13 protein-coding genes are annotated in these 14,524 nt (G+C 74.5%); 2 read left to right on the top strand and 11 right to left on the bottom strand.

Annotation, left to right across the window (positions count from 1 at the left end; genetic code table 11):
• The first annotated feature begins 232 nt into the window (after positions 1 to 232).
• Positions 233 to 514: an HPr family phosphocarrier protein gene (locus ACFCLZ_RS25960; RefSeq protein WP_380279743.1), complete on the top strand. Its 282-nt coding sequence runs from the start codon at positions 233 to 235 to the stop codon at positions 512 to 514.
• 73 nt (positions 515 to 587) lie between these two features.
• Here ACFCLZ_RS25960 and ACFCLZ_RS25955 read toward each other — a convergent pair whose 3' ends face one another.
• The 11 genes from ACFCLZ_RS25955 to ACFCLZ_RS25905 form a co-directional block, all read right to left on the bottom strand.
• Positions 588 to 3,149: an ABC transporter permease gene (locus ACFCLZ_RS25955; protein WP_380279741.1), complete on the bottom strand. Its 2,562-nt coding sequence runs from the start codon at positions 3,147 to 3,149 to the stop codon at positions 588 to 590.
• Complete coding sequence (locus tag ACFCLZ_RS25950) at positions 3,146 to 3,898, bottom strand: ABC transporter ATP-binding protein (protein ID WP_380286287.1); 753 nt, start codon at positions 3,896 to 3,898, stop codon at positions 3,146 to 3,148. Before ACFCLZ_RS25950 ends, ACFCLZ_RS25955 begins: the two co-directional genes overlap by 4 nt.
• A 38-nt stretch (positions 3,899 to 3,936) precedes the next feature.
• The gene (locus tag ACFCLZ_RS25945) at positions 3,937 to 4,326 is read right to left on the bottom strand and encodes an SHOCT domain-containing protein (protein ID WP_380279739.1); all 390 of its coding nucleotides are present in this window, start codon (positions 4,324 to 4,326) and stop codon (positions 3,937 to 3,939) included.
• Positions 4,327 to 4,547: 221 nt separating this feature from the next.
• A complete protein-coding gene (locus ACFCLZ_RS25940) occupies positions 4,548 to 5,213 on the bottom strand; it encodes a response regulator (RefSeq protein WP_380279737.1) in 666 nt (221 codons plus the stop codon).
• On the bottom strand, positions 5,210 to 6,418 hold the full coding sequence (locus ACFCLZ_RS25935) for a sensor histidine kinase (protein WP_380279735.1): 1,209 nt from the start codon (positions 6,416 to 6,418) through the stop codon (positions 5,210 to 5,212). Before ACFCLZ_RS25935 ends, ACFCLZ_RS25940 begins: the two co-directional genes overlap by 4 nt.
• A 13-nt stretch (positions 6,419 to 6,431) precedes the next feature.
• The gene (locus tag ACFCLZ_RS25930) at positions 6,432 to 7,103 is read right to left on the bottom strand and encodes a DUF2269 domain-containing protein (RefSeq protein WP_380279733.1); all 672 of its coding nucleotides are present in this window, start codon (positions 7,101 to 7,103) and stop codon (positions 6,432 to 6,434) included.
• A gap of 247 nt (positions 7,104 to 7,350) precedes the next feature.
• The gene (locus tag ACFCLZ_RS25925; protein WP_380279731.1) at positions 7,351 to 7,989 is read right to left on the bottom strand and encodes an NAD(P)-dependent oxidoreductase; all 639 of its coding nucleotides are present in this window, start codon (positions 7,987 to 7,989) and stop codon (positions 7,351 to 7,353) included.
• A 111-nt stretch (positions 7,990 to 8,100) separates the two neighbouring features.
• Positions 8,101 to 8,730 (bottom strand): NAD(P)-dependent oxidoreductase, encoded by a 630-nt coding sequence (locus tag ACFCLZ_RS25920; protein ID WP_380279729.1) that lies wholly within the window; start codon positions 8,728 to 8,730, stop codon positions 8,101 to 8,103.
• 77 nt (positions 8,731 to 8,807) lie between these two features.
• Complete coding sequence (locus tag ACFCLZ_RS25915; RefSeq protein WP_380279727.1) at positions 8,808 to 10,439, bottom strand: PQQ-binding-like beta-propeller repeat protein; 1,632 nt, start codon at positions 10,437 to 10,439, stop codon at positions 8,808 to 8,810.
• 31 nt (positions 10,440 to 10,470) lie between these two features.
• A complete protein-coding gene (locus ACFCLZ_RS25910) occupies positions 10,471 to 11,445 on the bottom strand; it encodes an NAD(P)-dependent oxidoreductase (protein WP_380279725.1) in 975 nt (324 codons plus the stop codon).
• 307 nt (positions 11,446 to 11,752) lie between these two features.
• Positions 11,753 to 13,381, bottom strand: coding sequence for an MDR family MFS transporter (locus tag ACFCLZ_RS25905; RefSeq protein ID WP_380279723.1), 1,629 nt, complete (start codon positions 13,379 to 13,381; stop codon positions 11,753 to 11,755).
• 219 nt (positions 13,382 to 13,600) lie between these two features.
• Between ACFCLZ_RS25905 and ACFCLZ_RS25900 the strand changes: the two genes are divergently transcribed.
• Positions 13,601 to 14,413 (top strand): SDR family NAD(P)-dependent oxidoreductase, encoded by an 813-nt coding sequence (locus tag ACFCLZ_RS25900; RefSeq protein WP_380279721.1) that lies wholly within the window; start codon positions 13,601 to 13,603, stop codon positions 14,411 to 14,413.
• The last annotated feature ends 111 nt before the right edge of the window (positions 14,414 to 14,524 follow it).

Raw genomic sequence — 14,524 nt, 5'->3', positions numbered from 1 at the left:
ACGACCGTCAGGTTATCCGGCGGCGAGCCGAATGGCGCCGGGTGTGTGTTCACGGCAGGGTGGGCAGGGTCCCTGAACGGGGATTATTCGCTGTTTATGGCTCTGAAAGAAACAATCACAAGTCCCGAACGCGGCGGCTCGGGGGGGTCGCCTGCGTGCAACACTGGTCTAGACAACACGTCCGTACTCCCCCATCACGGCCGTGACCAGCTTTACCGGAAAGGCACGTTTCATGGCTGAGCGCCGCGTCACCATCGGTTGGGCCGAGGGCCTGCACGCCCGTCCCGCCTCCGTCTTCGTCAAGGCCGTCGCGGCCACCGGCGTGCCGATCACCATCACCAAGCCCGGCGGCAACCCGGTCAACGCCGGCTCCATGCTCGGCCTGCTCGCGCTCGGCGCGCAGGGCGGCGACGAGGTCGTGCTGGCCTCCGACGCCGAGGGCGCCGACCAGGCCCTGGACCGCCTGGCCAAGCTGGTCGCCGAGGGCCTCGACGAGCTGCCCGCCGCGGCCTGAGTCCGCGCCGCACCCGCCCGGAGCCCGGGCCCCGTTGGTCGGGGGGCCCGGGCTCCGGTGTGTCCGCGGCGGGTCAGCCGGCCGCGATGGCCCGCAGGATGTCCAGCCGGGCCGCCCGGCGGGCCGGCCGCAGCCCGGCCACCGCACCCGCGACCAGTCCGGCCACCAGCACCACGGTGAGCTGCAGCGGCGGGACGGCGAAGCTGCCCGTCCCCTCGGTGTCGGCCGCGCGCACCAGCGCCCAGCCCAGGAACGACCCCAGGCCCAGGCCGCCGATCGTGCCGAACATCGCCACCAGCACCGACTCCCAGCGCACCATCGCCCGCAGCTGGCCGCGGGTCTGGCCGACCGCGCGCAGCAGGCCCAGCTCCCTGGTCCGCTCGTGCACCGCCAGGGTCAGCGTGTTGGCGATCCCCAGCAGCGCGATCAGCACCGCGAGCGCCAGCAGCGCGTAGACCACCGAGAGCATGATGTCGACCACCGAGGCCGAGCTCTTCGCGTACTCCGCACGGGTCTGCACGTCCGGTGCTCCGAACGGCTCCGCCGCCTTCTTCACGGCCTCCTTGCCGGCCGACAGCGACACCCCGTCCTTCAGCGCGACCGCCACCAGCGAGTCGGTGTCCTGCCCCTTGTGCGGGGCCCACGCCTCCCGGGTGATCAGGTAGTCGCCGGCCAGCTCGCCGCCCTGGTAGAGCGCCTTGACGGTGAACGACGCCTCGGCGCCGTCGCTGAACCGCACCGGGACGGCGGTGCCCACCTGCCAGCCCTGCTTCTCCGCCTCGCTCCGGGAGACCGCCAGGCCGTCGGTGCCCAACCCGAGCGAGCCGTCCACCCGGCCGAGGTCGACGATGCCGGCCAGCCGGGCCGGATCGGTGACGTCCAGGGTCCGGCCGTGGCCGTCCACCCGGGCCACCCCGCGGCCCAGGCCCACGCTCCCGCTCACCTCGGGCAGCGCGCCGACCGCGTCCGCCAGCTTGGGGCTCAGCCCGCCGCCGCGGAAGCCGCCGGTGGAGACCGCGAGGTCCCCGGCGAAGGTCCTGCTCACCGTGTCGTCCATGGTCGCCTTGATCGACGCGCCGAAGACGGTGAACAGCGAGACCACCGTGACGCCGACCATCAGCGCGCTGGCCGTGGCCGCCGTCCGCTTCGGGTTGCGGGCCGCGTTGCGCTCCGCCAGCACACCCGGCATGCCGCGCAGCCTCGGCAGCGGGGCGCCCAGCAGCCGCACCACGAAGGTCGCGAACACCGGGCCGAGCACCACCACGCCGAGCAGCGTCGTCACCGCCCCGCCCGCGGTCAGCCCGACCGACGGGCCGTCGGTCGCGCCGGTCACCGTGCCGGCCACCCCGGCGGCCACCAGCAGCGCACCGGTGGTCCAGCGGATCCGGCCGGCCCGGCCGTCCGCCGCCACCGCCCGCATCGCGGCCAGCGGAGCCGTCCGGCCCGCCCGCACCGCCGGTGCGACCGCCGAGGCGACCGCCGTGACCGTTCCGACCAGCAGCGGCAGCGCCACCGAGACCGCGCCGATCACCAGGCCGCCGGTCGGCAGGTTGAAACCGATCACCTTGAACAGCGACTTCAGGCCCGCCGCCACCCCGATCCCGCCGAGCAGGCCGGCCAGCGAGGCGGCCACGCCGACCACCACCGCCTCCGCCAGGGTCGCCGCCAGCACCTGGCCGCGCGCCGCGCCCAGCGCCCGCAGCAGCGCGTTCTCCCTGGTCCGCTGGGCCACCACGATGGCGAAGGTGTTGTGGATGGTGAAGGTCGCCACCAGCAGGGCGATGCCCGCGAAGACCAGCAGCAGGGTGGTGAACATGGTCAGGAAGCGGCTGGACACCTGCTGGGTGGCCTCCTCGCTGATCTTCGTCCCGGTCACCGCCTCCAGCCCGGCCGGCAGCTTCGCCGACAGCGCCGTCACCAGCTCCTGCTGGGAGACGCCGCTCTCGGCGCGGAACTGGATCGAGGTGGCCTGGCCCTGCCCCTTCGGCGTCAGATAGCGCTCGGCGTCCTCCAGGGTCAGCCCGGTCCAGGTGTTCTGGCCCATGCCGTCGGCCTTGGCGCCGAAGGTCGCGATGCCGACGATCGTCACCGTCACCGGGTCGGGGGCGCGCAGGACGGTCGTGTCGCCCAGCTTCAGGTCACCGGCCTTGGCCGCGCCCCGGTTGATCACCGCCTCGCCCGGCCGCTGCGGCGCCCGGCCCTCGGCCAGCCGGTACGGGTTGAGCCCGCCGTCCGGCTGCCAGTAGCCGGCCAGCGTGGGCGGACCCTGGCCGCCCACCGCCTTGCCGTTCTTGCCGATCAGCTGCCCGGAGCCCTGGATCGCCGGCTCGGCGGCCGCCACCCCGGACACCTGGCGCAGCTGGTCGGCCAGCGCCAGGTCCACCGGGGCCCGGACGCCGCCGAAGGTGTTCTCGGTGTCCATCACGTCGGCGCTGCGCACCACGGCGTCGGTGCCGCGGTTGGCGTCGGCGAACAAGGTGTCGAAGCTGCCGCGCAGGGTGTCGCCGAGCACCAGCGTGCCGGACAGGAAGGCCACCCCGAGCAGGATCGCGGTGAACGTCCCGGCCAGCCGCCGCTTGTGCGCGGCCAGCGAGCGCAGGCTGATCCGCAGGGTGGCGGTGGTGCTGCTGCTCATGACCGGACGCCTCCCCGGCCGGCCGCGGGGGCGTGGTCGAAGGCCTTCATCCGGTCCAGCACCCCGGCCGGGGTGGGCCGCTCCATGCGGTCCACCAAGCGGCCGTCGGCGAGGAAGAGCACCTCGTCCGCGTAGCCGGCGGCGGTCGGGTCGTGGGTGACCATCACCACCGTCTGGCCCATCTCGTCCACCGCGCGGCGCATCAGCTCCAGCACCTCGGAGCCGGTGCGGGAGTCCAGGTTGCCGGTCGGCTCGTCCGCGAAGACCACCTCGGGGCGGCCGGCCAGCGCCCGGGCCAGCGCGACCCGCTGCTGCTGGCCGCCGGAGAGCTCGCTCGGCCGGTGGTCGAGCCGCTCGCGCAGCCCGACCGCGTCGATCAGGGTCTCCACCCACTGCCGGTCCACCTCGCCGCCGGCCAGGTCGACCGGCAGCGTGATGTTCTCCCGGGCGGTGAGCACCGGCACCAGGTTGAAGGACTGGAAGACGAAGCCGATCCGCTCCCGGCGCAGCAGGGTCAGCCGGCGGTCGCTGAGGTTCTCCAGCTCGGTGTCACCGATCATCGCCGTGCCGGCGGTCAGCCGGTCCAGTCCGGCCGCGCAGTGCAGCAGGGTGGACTTGCCGGAGCCGGACGGCCCCATGATCGCGGTGAGCCGGCCGGCCGGGAAGCCGACGGTCACGTGGTCCAGGGCGCGCACCTCGGTACGGCCCACCCCGTAGACCTTGACCGCCTCGGTGACCCGGGCGGCCATCCGGTCGGTGTCGACCGCATCGAGGACCGGGAAGGCGGTCACTTGGCACCGCCCTGGCCCGGCTTGGTGTCGCCCGGGCCCTGGAGGTGCTCGATCAGGGTGTCCCGGCGGGTGCGGTACTCCTCCTCGCCGATCTCACCGTCGGCGTACCGGCGGGCCAGGCTCGCCAGCGGGCCCTCGGGACCGCCCGGCCAGCCGCCGCGCCAGCCCGGTCCGCCGCCCCACGGGCCGCCCCACTGGCCGGCCCACGGCGGGCCCCACGGTCCGCGCCAGCCCCAGCCGCGGCGGCGCAGCACGGTGAACAGGGTGATCAGGACGAGCAGCCAGAACAGCGGGAAGAGCAGGAACCACGGGCCCGGGCCGCCCCCGTTCCACGGGCCCCAGCCGTCCCGGCAGATCGTCTCGGCGAGCAGCGCGGTGCTCTGCATGTCGGTCAACTCCTCGGTGAGCCCCGCGGGTTCGGACGGGGGCCCGGCGCCGGCCGCGGACTGTTCCCGAGGCCACCACGAGGGTCCCGCCGAGGAGGGGGCCGGCGCGTCCTCCGGGGAGCGGCACCGGGGGTACGACGCAGGGAGTACGGGCCGGGGGTGGCACTGCTCCGGCGGCCCCGCCCCGAGCCGAAGGGGCGCGCCGGAGGCGAGCGGGCGGGTCAGAGCCAGCCGGGGCGGACCAGGCCGGACTCGTAGGCGAGGACGACCAGTTGGGCGCGGTCGCGGACGCCGAGCTTCACCATGGCGCGGCTGACGTGCGTCTTCGCGGTGAGCGGGCTGACCACCAGGCGGCGGGCGATGTCGTCGTTGCTCAGGCCCATCCCGACCAGGGTGAGCACCTCGCGCTCCCGGTCGGTGAGCGCGGCGAGCAGTCGCCCGCTCGCGGCGGGCTCCCGGGAACGGCTGGCGAACTCGTCGACCAGCCGGCGGGTGACGCCCGGGGAGAGCAGCGAGTCGCCGACGGCGGCGACCCGGACGGCCCGCAGCAGGTCGGCCGGTTCGGTGTCCTTGGCCAGGAAGCCGGCCGCGCCCAGCCGCAGCGCCTCGAAGATGTACTCGTCCAGTTCGAAGGTGGTCAGCACGACCACCCGGACGGCGGCCAGCTCGGACCGGGCGCAGATCCGCCGGGTGGCCTCCAGGCCGTCGGTGCCGGGCATCCGGATGTCCATCAGCACGACGTCCGGCCGCAGCTCCTCCGCCAGCCGGACGGCCGCCTCGCCGTCGTCGGCCTCGCCGACCACCTCGATGTCGGGCTGGACGTCGAGCAGTGCCCGGAAGCCCGCCCGCACCAGGACCTGGTCGTCCGCCAGCAGTACTCGGATCATCCCGACCACCCCTTCTCGCTCGCCGCGCCCGACCCCGCCGGGTCGGGCAGCCAGGCCCGCACCCGGAAGCCGGCGCCGCGCGGTCCGGCGGTCAGCTCGCCGGCGAAGGCCGCGGCCCGCTCGCGCATGCCGATCAGGCCGTTGCCGGAGCCGCCGCCGTCGCCGCCGGCGGCCGGGCCCGGGTCGTCCACCCGGAGCAGCAGCCCGTCCGGGGACGACCAGTCCATCAGAACGGTGGCGGTGCGCGCGGCCGAATGGCGGATGACGTTGGTGAGCGCCTCCTGGACGATCCGGAACGCGGCCAGCTCCACCTGGGCGGACAGCGGCCGGGCCGGGCCCGTCGTCCCGACCGTGACGGTGAGCCCGGCGTGGCCGGCCTGGGTGACCAGTTCGGGCAGCCGGGCGAGGCCGGGGGCGGGGGTGCGCGGGGCCTGGCCGTCCGGGCCGCGCAGGGTGCCGAGCACCTGGCGGACCTCGCCCAGCGCCTCCTTGCTGGTCGCCTTGATGACGGTCAGCGCGGCACGGACCTGCTCGGGGTGCTCGTCGATGAGCTCCAGGGCGACCCCGGCCTGGAGGTGGATCACCGAGATCGAGTGGGCCAGGATGTCGTGCAGTTCGCGGGCCATCCGCAGCCGTTCCTCGGCGGCCCGGTTCTCCTCCGCCTGCCGCCGGGCCAGCCGGCGTGCGGCCAGCTGCTCGCCGCGGGTGCGCATGATCTCGGCGCCGGCCAGGACCAGCAGCATCCAGGCCGCCGCCCCGGCCTCCTGCCACCAGTTGGGGCCGGGCCCGGGCGCGCGCTGCCAGTCGTGCGGCAGCAGGTGGGAGCTGGCCAGGTGGACCAGGTAGCCGGCGCCGAGGGAGATCCAGGCCCACCGGCGGCGGCCGCGGGCGAGCGCGCCGTAGACGGCGACGCCGAGGCTGAAGAACACCGGGCCGTAGGGGTAGCCGGCCAGCAGGTAGCCGGTGGTGACGGCGGTGACGGCGGCCACCACCGGGCCGGGGTGGCGGTCGCGCAGCAGCAGCAGGGCCGGGCCGAGCAGCAGCAGGGCGTACCCGCCGGCGTCCAGCGCGGCTCGGTCCGGCTGTTGGTGGGCGGCGGCGGTGGAGCCGACCACCTGGACCAGGGCGACCAGGAGCGCGGACAAGCGCGTCCAGGCCGGCCTGGTCCAGGGCGGTCCGCCGTACGGGTCGTGATCGGTGCTCATGGACAGGGGAGGGTCACCGCCCCGGCGCCGCGGCGGGGCGGCCGGTGCGCGCGGCGCGGGCCTCGGCGGCGAGCCGCCGGCCGCGCTTGGTCATCCCCCAGGGCTTGACCACGGAGAGCACGGTGGCGAACAGGTAGATGGTCAGGGCCACCGAGGGCGCGATGACCAGGACGTGCGGGGCGCGGCCGTCCGGTGGGACGGTGCCGGCGGCGACCTGGCCGGCCGCGTCGTGGATGAAGGCGCGCAGCGCGAAGATCGAGGCCAGGGTGGCGGCCAGGGTGAGCCAGAACTTGATGGCGACCCATCGGTGGCGCAGCAGGCCCCAGGTGGTGCCGAGGGACAGCAGCACGCCGGAGAGCAGTGAGAGCAGGCTGACCGGGATCAGCAGCCAGTCGGCGAAGATCCGCTGGGCCAGGTAGGCGGCGCGCACGGTGTCGGGGTCGTCGGAGAAGCGGCCGGCGATGCCGAGCGCGAGCACCCCCGCGGTCAGGCCGAGCCAGCCGACCGAGCAGGCGACGTGCACGACCAGCCAGACCCGGCGGGCGTGCCGGGGCAGCCGCAGGCGCCCGGCGCGGTCGGCCGGGGGCCCGTCGGGAGCCGTCGGGGCCGCGGGCGGCTCCCCCGCGGCGGGCCCGGACGGGGGCGCGGGGGTGTCGGCGGCGGGCGGACCAGGAGGTGTGGGCATCGGCTGTGCTCCGGAGGGCGAGGGGCGACGCGGGCCACGGGCCGGCGGCCACCGGGGTGGACGGGTGTGCGGCCGCCGGGCCCACGGCTCGGGTGATCCGCGGGATCACTCCCCACTCTGCCCGGTCCGCGGGGGCCGGGCATCGCACCGCGGGAGTAGCCGGCCGTACCACCCGTTGAGTACGAACGGCGGCGGCGTGGCCACGGGTCGGCGGCCGGTCGGTGGCGGGCGGTCGGTGGACGAGCGGTCAGTACGCGATCTCGACGACCGCGCGGCGGGCGTCCGGGTCGCCGAGCGCGCCGAGCAGGTAGTGCGCGAGGTCGGCCCGGGATATCGACCAGGCCCCGGGCAGCCGCCCCCCGGCGGCCGTGCGGTAGCGGCCGCGGGCCCGGCCGCCGGTGAGCCGGGCGGCCCGGACCAGCGTCCAGTCCAGGTCGGTGTCCGCCAGCAGCAGCCGCTCCATCCGCGCCATGTCGGCGTACGGCCGGCGGAGCATCGGGTGCAGCACCCCGGAGGTGAGCGCGCGCCGCACCGGGGCGGCGCTCCAGGGCACCGGGCTCATGCTGGTGGTGGAGACGCACAGCACCCGGGCCACCCCGGCCGCGTGCATGGCCTTGAGGATGTGGCCGGTGCCGGCCGAGTAGACGGTGATGGCGGCCCGGCTGTAGCCGATGCCGAGTGCGGAGACCACCGCGTCCGCGCCCTCGACGGCCCGGGCCACCGCCGCCGGGTCGAGCACGTCGCCCTGCCGGATGGTGGTCGGCCGGGCGTCGACCAGGGCCAGCGGGTCGCGGGCGAAGGCGACGGTGGAGTGCCCGGCCGCGGCGGCCAGCTCCAGGAAGTGGCGGCCGGTGCCGCCGGTCGCGCCGAAGACGACGATGTTCACGGTGCGTTTCCCCCTCGATCGGGTGCGATCAGCGGCGGCGGAGGCCTTCCGGCGCGCGGCCGGCCCGCGCCGCGAACGTACCGCGGGCGGGCCGGCCTCCGCCGGGGGTCATCAGTTGGCCACCTCGACGCGCCGGCCGTAGGTGGCCGGGTCATCCAGATGGGTGACGATGTAGTCGGCGACGTTCGCCCGGGCGACGCGCGAGGCCTTGGGGATGTGACCGCCCACCACCGCCTGGTAGTTGGGCGTGGCCGGGCCGTCGGTGAGCATCGGCACCCGGACGATCGTCCACTCCAGCGGGCTGGCCTCGATCTCGTCCTCCATCCGGCCGAGGTCGAGGTGGATGTTGCGGTAGACCCGGTCCACCACGAACTCGGCGACGAAGCGCTGCATCGCCGGCAGGTGCTTGGTCTCCAGGCCCGCCGAGGACATCGTGACCAGCCGGCGCACCCCGCCCGTCCGGGCGGCCGCGATGACGTTGCGCACGCCCTCGGAGAACACCGTCGTGGTGGTGCGGCTGGTCACGCCCAGCGCCACCACCACGGCGTCCTTGCCCTCCAGCGGGCCGGTCAGCGAGCCGGCGTCGAACACGTCACCGCGCACCTTGGTCAGCCGCTCGTGCTCCAAGGGCAGCTTGGCCGGGTCGCGCAGCAGGGCGGTGACGCCGTGCTTGTTCGCCAGGGCCTTCTCGACCAGCAGCCGACCGGTCCGGCCGGCCCCTCCCACCACGACGATCTCCATGACTTTCCTCCTTGCCGGGGCCGGCGGCAACTGCGCGCCGCCGGCCGTGAGTTGACCTTCTCCTGGGCCGACGGGTCCTACCGTAGGGAAAAGGCGAGCAGAGCGCCGCCCGAGGCGCTCGGGTACTGCGGGTAGTACGCCGCCTGGACGTAGAGCATGCCGTCGGCCACCACCGCGCCGCCGCCGCCGGAGAGCGCCGTGCCGTGCGCCGGGACGCCGTTGACCGTGGCGAAGTCGCGGACCACGTCGTACTGCCAGAGCACCGCGCCGGTGCTCGCCGAGAAGACCCGCATCTTGCCGTCCGCGCCGCCCTCGTAGACCAGGCCGCGGCTGGTGCTCACCGCCGGGGTGAAGGCGCGCCGGCAGAGCTCAGGATCGGCGGCCGCGCCGCCCCACTGGCAGCCGTCGGCCGGGCTCTCGGTCTGCCAGAGGATCGCGCCGGTCGCCGGGTCGAGCGCGTACAGGGTGCCGGGGTCGGCGAACCAGGTGGCGACGTAGAGCCGGGTCCCGTCGAAGCTGGTGCCCCACTGGATGCCCGAGCTGCCGCCCTTGGTGTTGGGGTCGGCGACCACCGCGCGGTCCCACACCTTGGCGCCGGTCAGCGCGTCGTAGACGTGGTAGACGCCGTTCTTCTGGCCGATGCCGACCACCCGGCGGTTGCCGATGCTGAAGACGTTGGCGCCGGCGCCGAAGTCCCAGTCGTGGTCGGTGCCGTCGGCCTTGCCGGGGCAGTAGGCGTCGGCGCCGGCGATGCCGCAGGCGACGGTGAAGGTGTCCGGGAAGACCTCCTGGGCGCGCCAGCGGACGGCGCCGGTGGCGGCGTCCAGGGCGAGCACCGAGTCGGTGTCACCGGCCGCCCCGGTGTAGTTCTGGCCGGTGCCGACGTAGACGGTGCCGCTCTCCCGGTCGATCACCGGCGTGCTCCAGACGGCGACGCCGGAGGGCTCGTAGCGGTTGGCGCCGTTCGGCCAGGTGCCGACCGGCTGCGGTTCCGGGGTGGTCCAGTGCCGCCAGGTGAGCTGCCCGGTGGACGCGTTGACGGCGACGACCGAGCCGCGGAAGGTGCAGCAGGGGTAGGTCAGGTCGAAGGTGGCACCGGACTCCCTGCTGGACACACCGATGTAGACCTGGCCGTTGTGGACCAGCGGCGAGCTGGTGATCTGGGCCTGCGGGTGGGTGTCGAGCTTCAGCGACCAACGCAGCGCGCCGGTCCGGCGGTCGAGCGCGTACAGGTAGCCGCGGTTGTCGCCGAAGTAGACGGTGTCGCCCTCGACGGCCGGGCTGCTGCGCACCGGGTCGGGGTCGGCGGTGGAGTGGGCGCCGGCCACCGGGGCGACGTCGAAGGTCCAACGGGCCGCGCCGGTCCGGGCGTCCAGGGCGTGGAAGGTGCCCTCGGCGCCGCCGACGTACAGGGTGCCGTCCACCACGGCGGGCTGGCTGCCGAGGTAGACACCCGGGACCTTGGGGTGGCCGAAGGCCCACTTGAGATCCAGGTTGCCGACGGTGGCCGGGGTGATCCGCGACTCCTGGCCGTTGAACCGGCTGCCGGCCGGGTCGAACTGCCAGCTGGTCCAGGCGCCGGGGCGCGGGCGCGCCTCGGTGTCCTCGGCGCCGGCGCCGTTGGTGGCGGCGAGCAGGACGAGGGCGGTCAGCAGGGCCACCAGGCCGGTGCCGAATCCGGCCGCCCGGGGCCGTCCGGGTTGGGACACGTGGATCAACTCCTCGATGAGGTCGAGTGGTTCACGTACGGTCCGGGGTGCCGGCCAGGCCGGCGGCGGCCTCCGCGTGGGAGAGCACGGCGGCGCAGTCCAGCTCGCCGAGGCCGGCCTCGGCGGCGGCGACGAGCGTGTCGTGGGTGGCGTCGCAGACGGGGGTGGCGACGCCCAGGCGGCCGGCCTCGGCGGTGGCCAGCCGGAGGTCCTTGCGCATGAGGTCGAGCCGGAACTGCGGCTCGCCGTAGGCCCGGCGGCGCATCACACCGGCCTTGTAGCGCATCACCGGCGAGCTGAAGCCGCTGTCGCTGATCATCGACAGGGCGAGCTCGCGGTCGATGCCGGCCCGCTGGGCCAGCGTCACGGACTCGGCGAGCGCCTGCATCTCGACGCCCATCAGCACGTTGAGCATGACCTTGGCGGTGGCGCCGAGGCCGCTCGGGCCGAGGTGGCGGACCTCCTTGGCGAGCGGCTCCAGCACGGTGCCCAGCCGCTCGAAGGTCTCGGCGGACCCGCCGACCATGAAGCGCAGTTCGCCGTCCTCGGCGTGCCGGCCGTTGCCGATGATGCAGGCGTCGACGGAGCTGCGGCCGCGCCCGGCGACCCGTTCGGCCACCGCGCGGGCGAAGTCCGGGGAGACGGTGCTGGTGTCCATCACGATGCCGTGCGCGGGCAGGGTCTCCAGCACCCCGCCGGCGCCGAACAGCTGCTCCTCGACGGCCGCCTCCGAGGCGAGGCTGAGCAGCACCACGTCCACCCGCGCGGCCAGTTCGGCCGCGGTGGCGGCGACCTGCGCGCCGCGGGCGGCGAACGGGGCGGCGCGCTCGGGGGTGCGATTGTGGACCACGATCCGGTGGCCCCGGTCGAGCAGCCGGGAGGCCATCCCGCCGCCCATCACACCGAGACCGATGACGCCGATCCTGGTCACCGGGGGTATGCCGGGGGTGGCGGCGGGCGGGAGGTCCCGGGAGAGTGCACGCCGCCGGCTGGGTATGTCGGCCATGGAGTCGACCCGCTTCCTGGTGGGCTGGTCGCGCCGGGGATCCCGGCGCTCGGAGTGCGGCGGGGAAGGCCGTGCCAGACACCCCGCCCCACCGCGGCCGGGGTGCCGACTACCCGTCCAGCCTAGCGGGTGAACACTCACTCCGCGATGGCTTCCGACACCCGCTTCGAGCCGTACCGCTACCTGAGGCTCCGTCAATTCCCGTTCCGGGCAGCCCCCTCCCCCACCGCCGGGGGTAACGATGGGGGAGGATGACCCACGGGGACGGGCGCCGCTCCGGACGACCGGCGCGGTCCGGCGACGACCGTCAGCCGGCCGCGGTCTCCGGCCGGCCACCGGCCGCGGAGCCGGGCTGGGCGCCCGGACCACCCTGCTGGCCGGCCTGGCCCGCCGGGGCGCCCTGGCCCTGGTGCTGACCGCCGGGACCACCGGGGCCGCCCTGGCCGCCGGGGCCCTTGCCGCCGGGCGCGCCCATCGGCGCCCGCATCGGCCGCTCCTGGAGGAAGACCACCACCAGGGCGCCGACCAGCGCGATGACCATGCCGCTCAGGTAGACCACGTGCAGCGACTCGGCCAGCGCGGCGGCGACACCGTCGCGCACCGGCGGCGCCTGCGCCCGGACCTTGGCCGGAGCGGTCAGCAGGCCGTCCGCACCGAGCCGCGCCAGGTCGTCGGCCGGCACCTTCTTGGGCAGCCAGTCGCGCAGCTGCGAGTTGAGGATGGCGCCGAAGATGGTGACGCCCATCGCGCCGCCGAGCGAGCGGAAGAAGTTCGCCGCCGCCGTCGCCACGCCCAGCTGCCGCATCTCGACGGAGTTCTGCACCGCCACGATGAGCACCTGGGTGACCAGGCCGAAGCCGATGCCGAAGACCGCCAGGAAGACGCCGGCCGAGACCTGCGAGGAGTCCGCCTTGAGCGTCGACATCAGGTAGAGGCCGACCGCCATGATCAGCAGGCCCACGATCGGGAACAGCTTGTACTTCCCGGTCTTCTCGACGACCTTGCCGGAGAGCGTCAGGCTGGCCACGGTGGCGAGCATCATCGGGACCAGCAGCAGGCCGGACTCGGTGGCGCTGTCCCCGTTGGCGACCTGGAGGAACAGCGGGGTGTAGACGGTCGCCACGAAGAGCGAGACCGAGGTGAGGAAGAGGCCGAGGGTGGCCACCAGGACCACCGGGTCCTTGAACAGCGCCAACGGCACGACCGGCTCACTGGCCCGGTTCTCCTGCCGGACGAAGGCGGCGAGCAGCGCCGCGGCGAGCACCAGCAGGCCGATGATCTGCACCGAGCCCCAGGAGTACTGGTCACCGGCCCAGACCGAGACCAGCAGCACCGAGACGATGGCTCCGCTGAGCAGCGCCGAGCCCAGGTAGTCCAGCTTCTTCTGCTGCTTGTTGACCGGCAGCTTCAGCACCGAGCTGACGATCAGCAGCGCGACCACGCCGATCGGCAGGTTGATGTAGAAGATCCACGGCCAGGACAGGTGGTCCACGAAGGCGCCGCCGACCAGCGGGCCGACCACGCCGGCGAGCACGAAGCAGGACTGCGCGTAGCCCTGCCACTTGCCGCGCTCGCGCGGCGGCACCAGCTCCGCGATGAGGGCCATCGCCAGCGCCATCAGACCGCCCGCACCGAGCCCCTGGAGGGTGCGGAAGCCGATCAGCTGGCCGATGTTGCCGGAGATCCCGGACAGCGCGGAGCCGAGCAGGAAGATCGTGATGGCCGACTGGAACATCAGCTTGCGGCCGTAGAGGTCGCCCAGCTTGCCCCAGAGCGGCGTGGCCGCGGTGGCGGCCAGCATGTAGGCGGTGACGACCCAGGACAGGTGGGTCACGCCGCCGAGGTCACCGGCGATGGTCGGCAGGGCCGTCGCCACGATCGTCTGGTCCAGAGCCGCCAGGAACATGGCGAGCACCAGGGCGGCGAAGATCGTCAAGAAGGTTTTACGTGGCACTTCCGGGGCTGGTGCAGCGTACGGGGCGCTCATTGGGTACTCCTTGAGGAGGCGCTCGCCGGCTCGGGGTCCTTGCTCCGAGCTTGAATTCGTATAGACTATACAATCAAAATTAGCCGTCAAGAGCCAACGTCAAGGGTGGCCACCGGCCACCCGGAGGAGCAGCTGACGATGAGTCAACTCCAGGGAAAGATTGCCCTCGTGACCGGTTCCACCTCGGGCATCGGAGCGGCCGCGGCGGCCGCGCTCGCCGCCGCCGGGGCGCACGTGGTGGTCTCCGGCCGCCGCGCCGAGCTGGGCAACGCCGTCGTGGAACGGATCCGCGAGAAGGGCGGGCAGGCGGAGTTCGTCGCCGCCGACGTCACCGTCGAGGACGACGTCGCCCGTCTGGTGGGTACCACGGTCGAGCGACACGGCCGGCTGGACATCGCCTTCAACAACGCGGGCGGCGGCGGGGCCTTCGGCCCGCTGGACCGGGTCCCGGCCGAGGCCTTCGCCCAGGTGATCGCCGTCAACCTGATCGGCACCTACCACTCGCTCAAGCACGAGATCGCCGTGATGCGGGCGAACGGCGGCGGCAGCATCATCAACAACGCCTCCACCGCCGGCGTCCAGGGCACCGCCTTCGGCCTGGGCGCGTACACCGCGGCCAAGCACGGGGTGGTCGGCCTGACCCGGGCCACCGCGCTGGAGGCCGGCCCGGCCGGGATCCGGGTGAACGCGCTGATCACCGGGCCGGTCGACACCGAGGACTTCCGCCGGCGGGTCGGCGGGCAGCCGGGCGCGCTGGAGCGGGCCGGGGCGGCCACCGCGCTGGGGCGGATCGCCACCGAGGAGGAGGTCGCCAACGCGGTGGTCTTCCTCGGCAGCGACGCGGCGAGCTTCGTCACCGGCTCGCTGTTCGGGCTGGAGGGCGGCATGACGGCCGGCGTCACGGCCGGGACGATGGGACGGCCCGGCGGCGGCGCCCCGGGCCAGGGCGGTCCGGGGGGCGGGCGCCCGGGCGCGAACTGACCGGACACCGTCCACGGGCGGTCCCCGCCGTACCGCCCATTGCCAGCAATCCACCCTCCGAGTACTTTCTCGATATGCTCGTGAAAACCACACGGAACACCGAAGAGTTCA

It is taken from the genome of Kitasatospora purpeofusca (genome assembly GCF_042691725.1).
Classification (GTDB): Bacteria; Actinomycetota; Actinomycetes; order Streptomycetales; family Streptomycetaceae; genus Kitasatospora; species Kitasatospora purpeofusca_B.
The sequence above is the reverse complement of the archived record's forward strand: the minus strand, read 5'-3'. Positions and strand labels throughout refer to the sequence as shown.

Excerpts from the sequence above, each read along its gene's own strand:
- ACFCLZ_RS25945 (WP_380279739.1), bottom strand. The coding sequence starts at position 4,326 with ATGCAGAGCACCGCGCTGCTCGCCGAGACGATCTGCCGGGACGGCTGG.
- ACFCLZ_RS25955 (WP_380279741.1), bottom strand. The coding sequence starts at position 3,149 with ATGAGCAGCAGCACCACCGCCACCCTGCGGATCAGCCTGCGCTCGCTG.
- ACFCLZ_RS25960 (WP_380279743.1), top strand. The coding sequence starts at position 233 with ATGGCTGAGCGCCGCGTCACCATCGGTTGGGCCGAGGGCCTGCACGCC.
- ACFCLZ_RS25935 (WP_380279735.1), bottom strand. The coding sequence starts at position 6,418 with ATGAGCACCGATCACGACCCGTACGGCGGACCGCCCTGGACCAGGCCG.
- ACFCLZ_RS25920 (WP_380279729.1), bottom strand. The coding sequence starts at position 8,730 with ATGGAGATCGTCGTGGTGGGAGGGGCCGGCCGGACCGGTCGGCTGCTG.
- ACFCLZ_RS25950 (WP_380286287.1), bottom strand. The coding sequence starts at position 3,898 with ATGGCCGCCCGGGTCACCGAGGCGGTCAAGGTCTACGGGGTGGGCCGT.
- ACFCLZ_RS25910 (WP_380279725.1), bottom strand. The coding sequence starts at position 11,445 with ATGGCCGACATACCCAGCCGGCGGCGTGCACTCTCCCGGGACCTCCCG.
- ACFCLZ_RS25940 (WP_380279737.1), bottom strand. The coding sequence starts at position 5,213 with ATGATCCGAGTACTGCTGGCGGACGACCAGGTCCTGGTGCGGGCGGGC.
- ACFCLZ_RS25930 (WP_380279733.1), bottom strand. The coding sequence starts at position 7,103 with ATGCCCACACCTCCTGGTCCGCCCGCCGCCGACACCCCCGCGCCCCCG.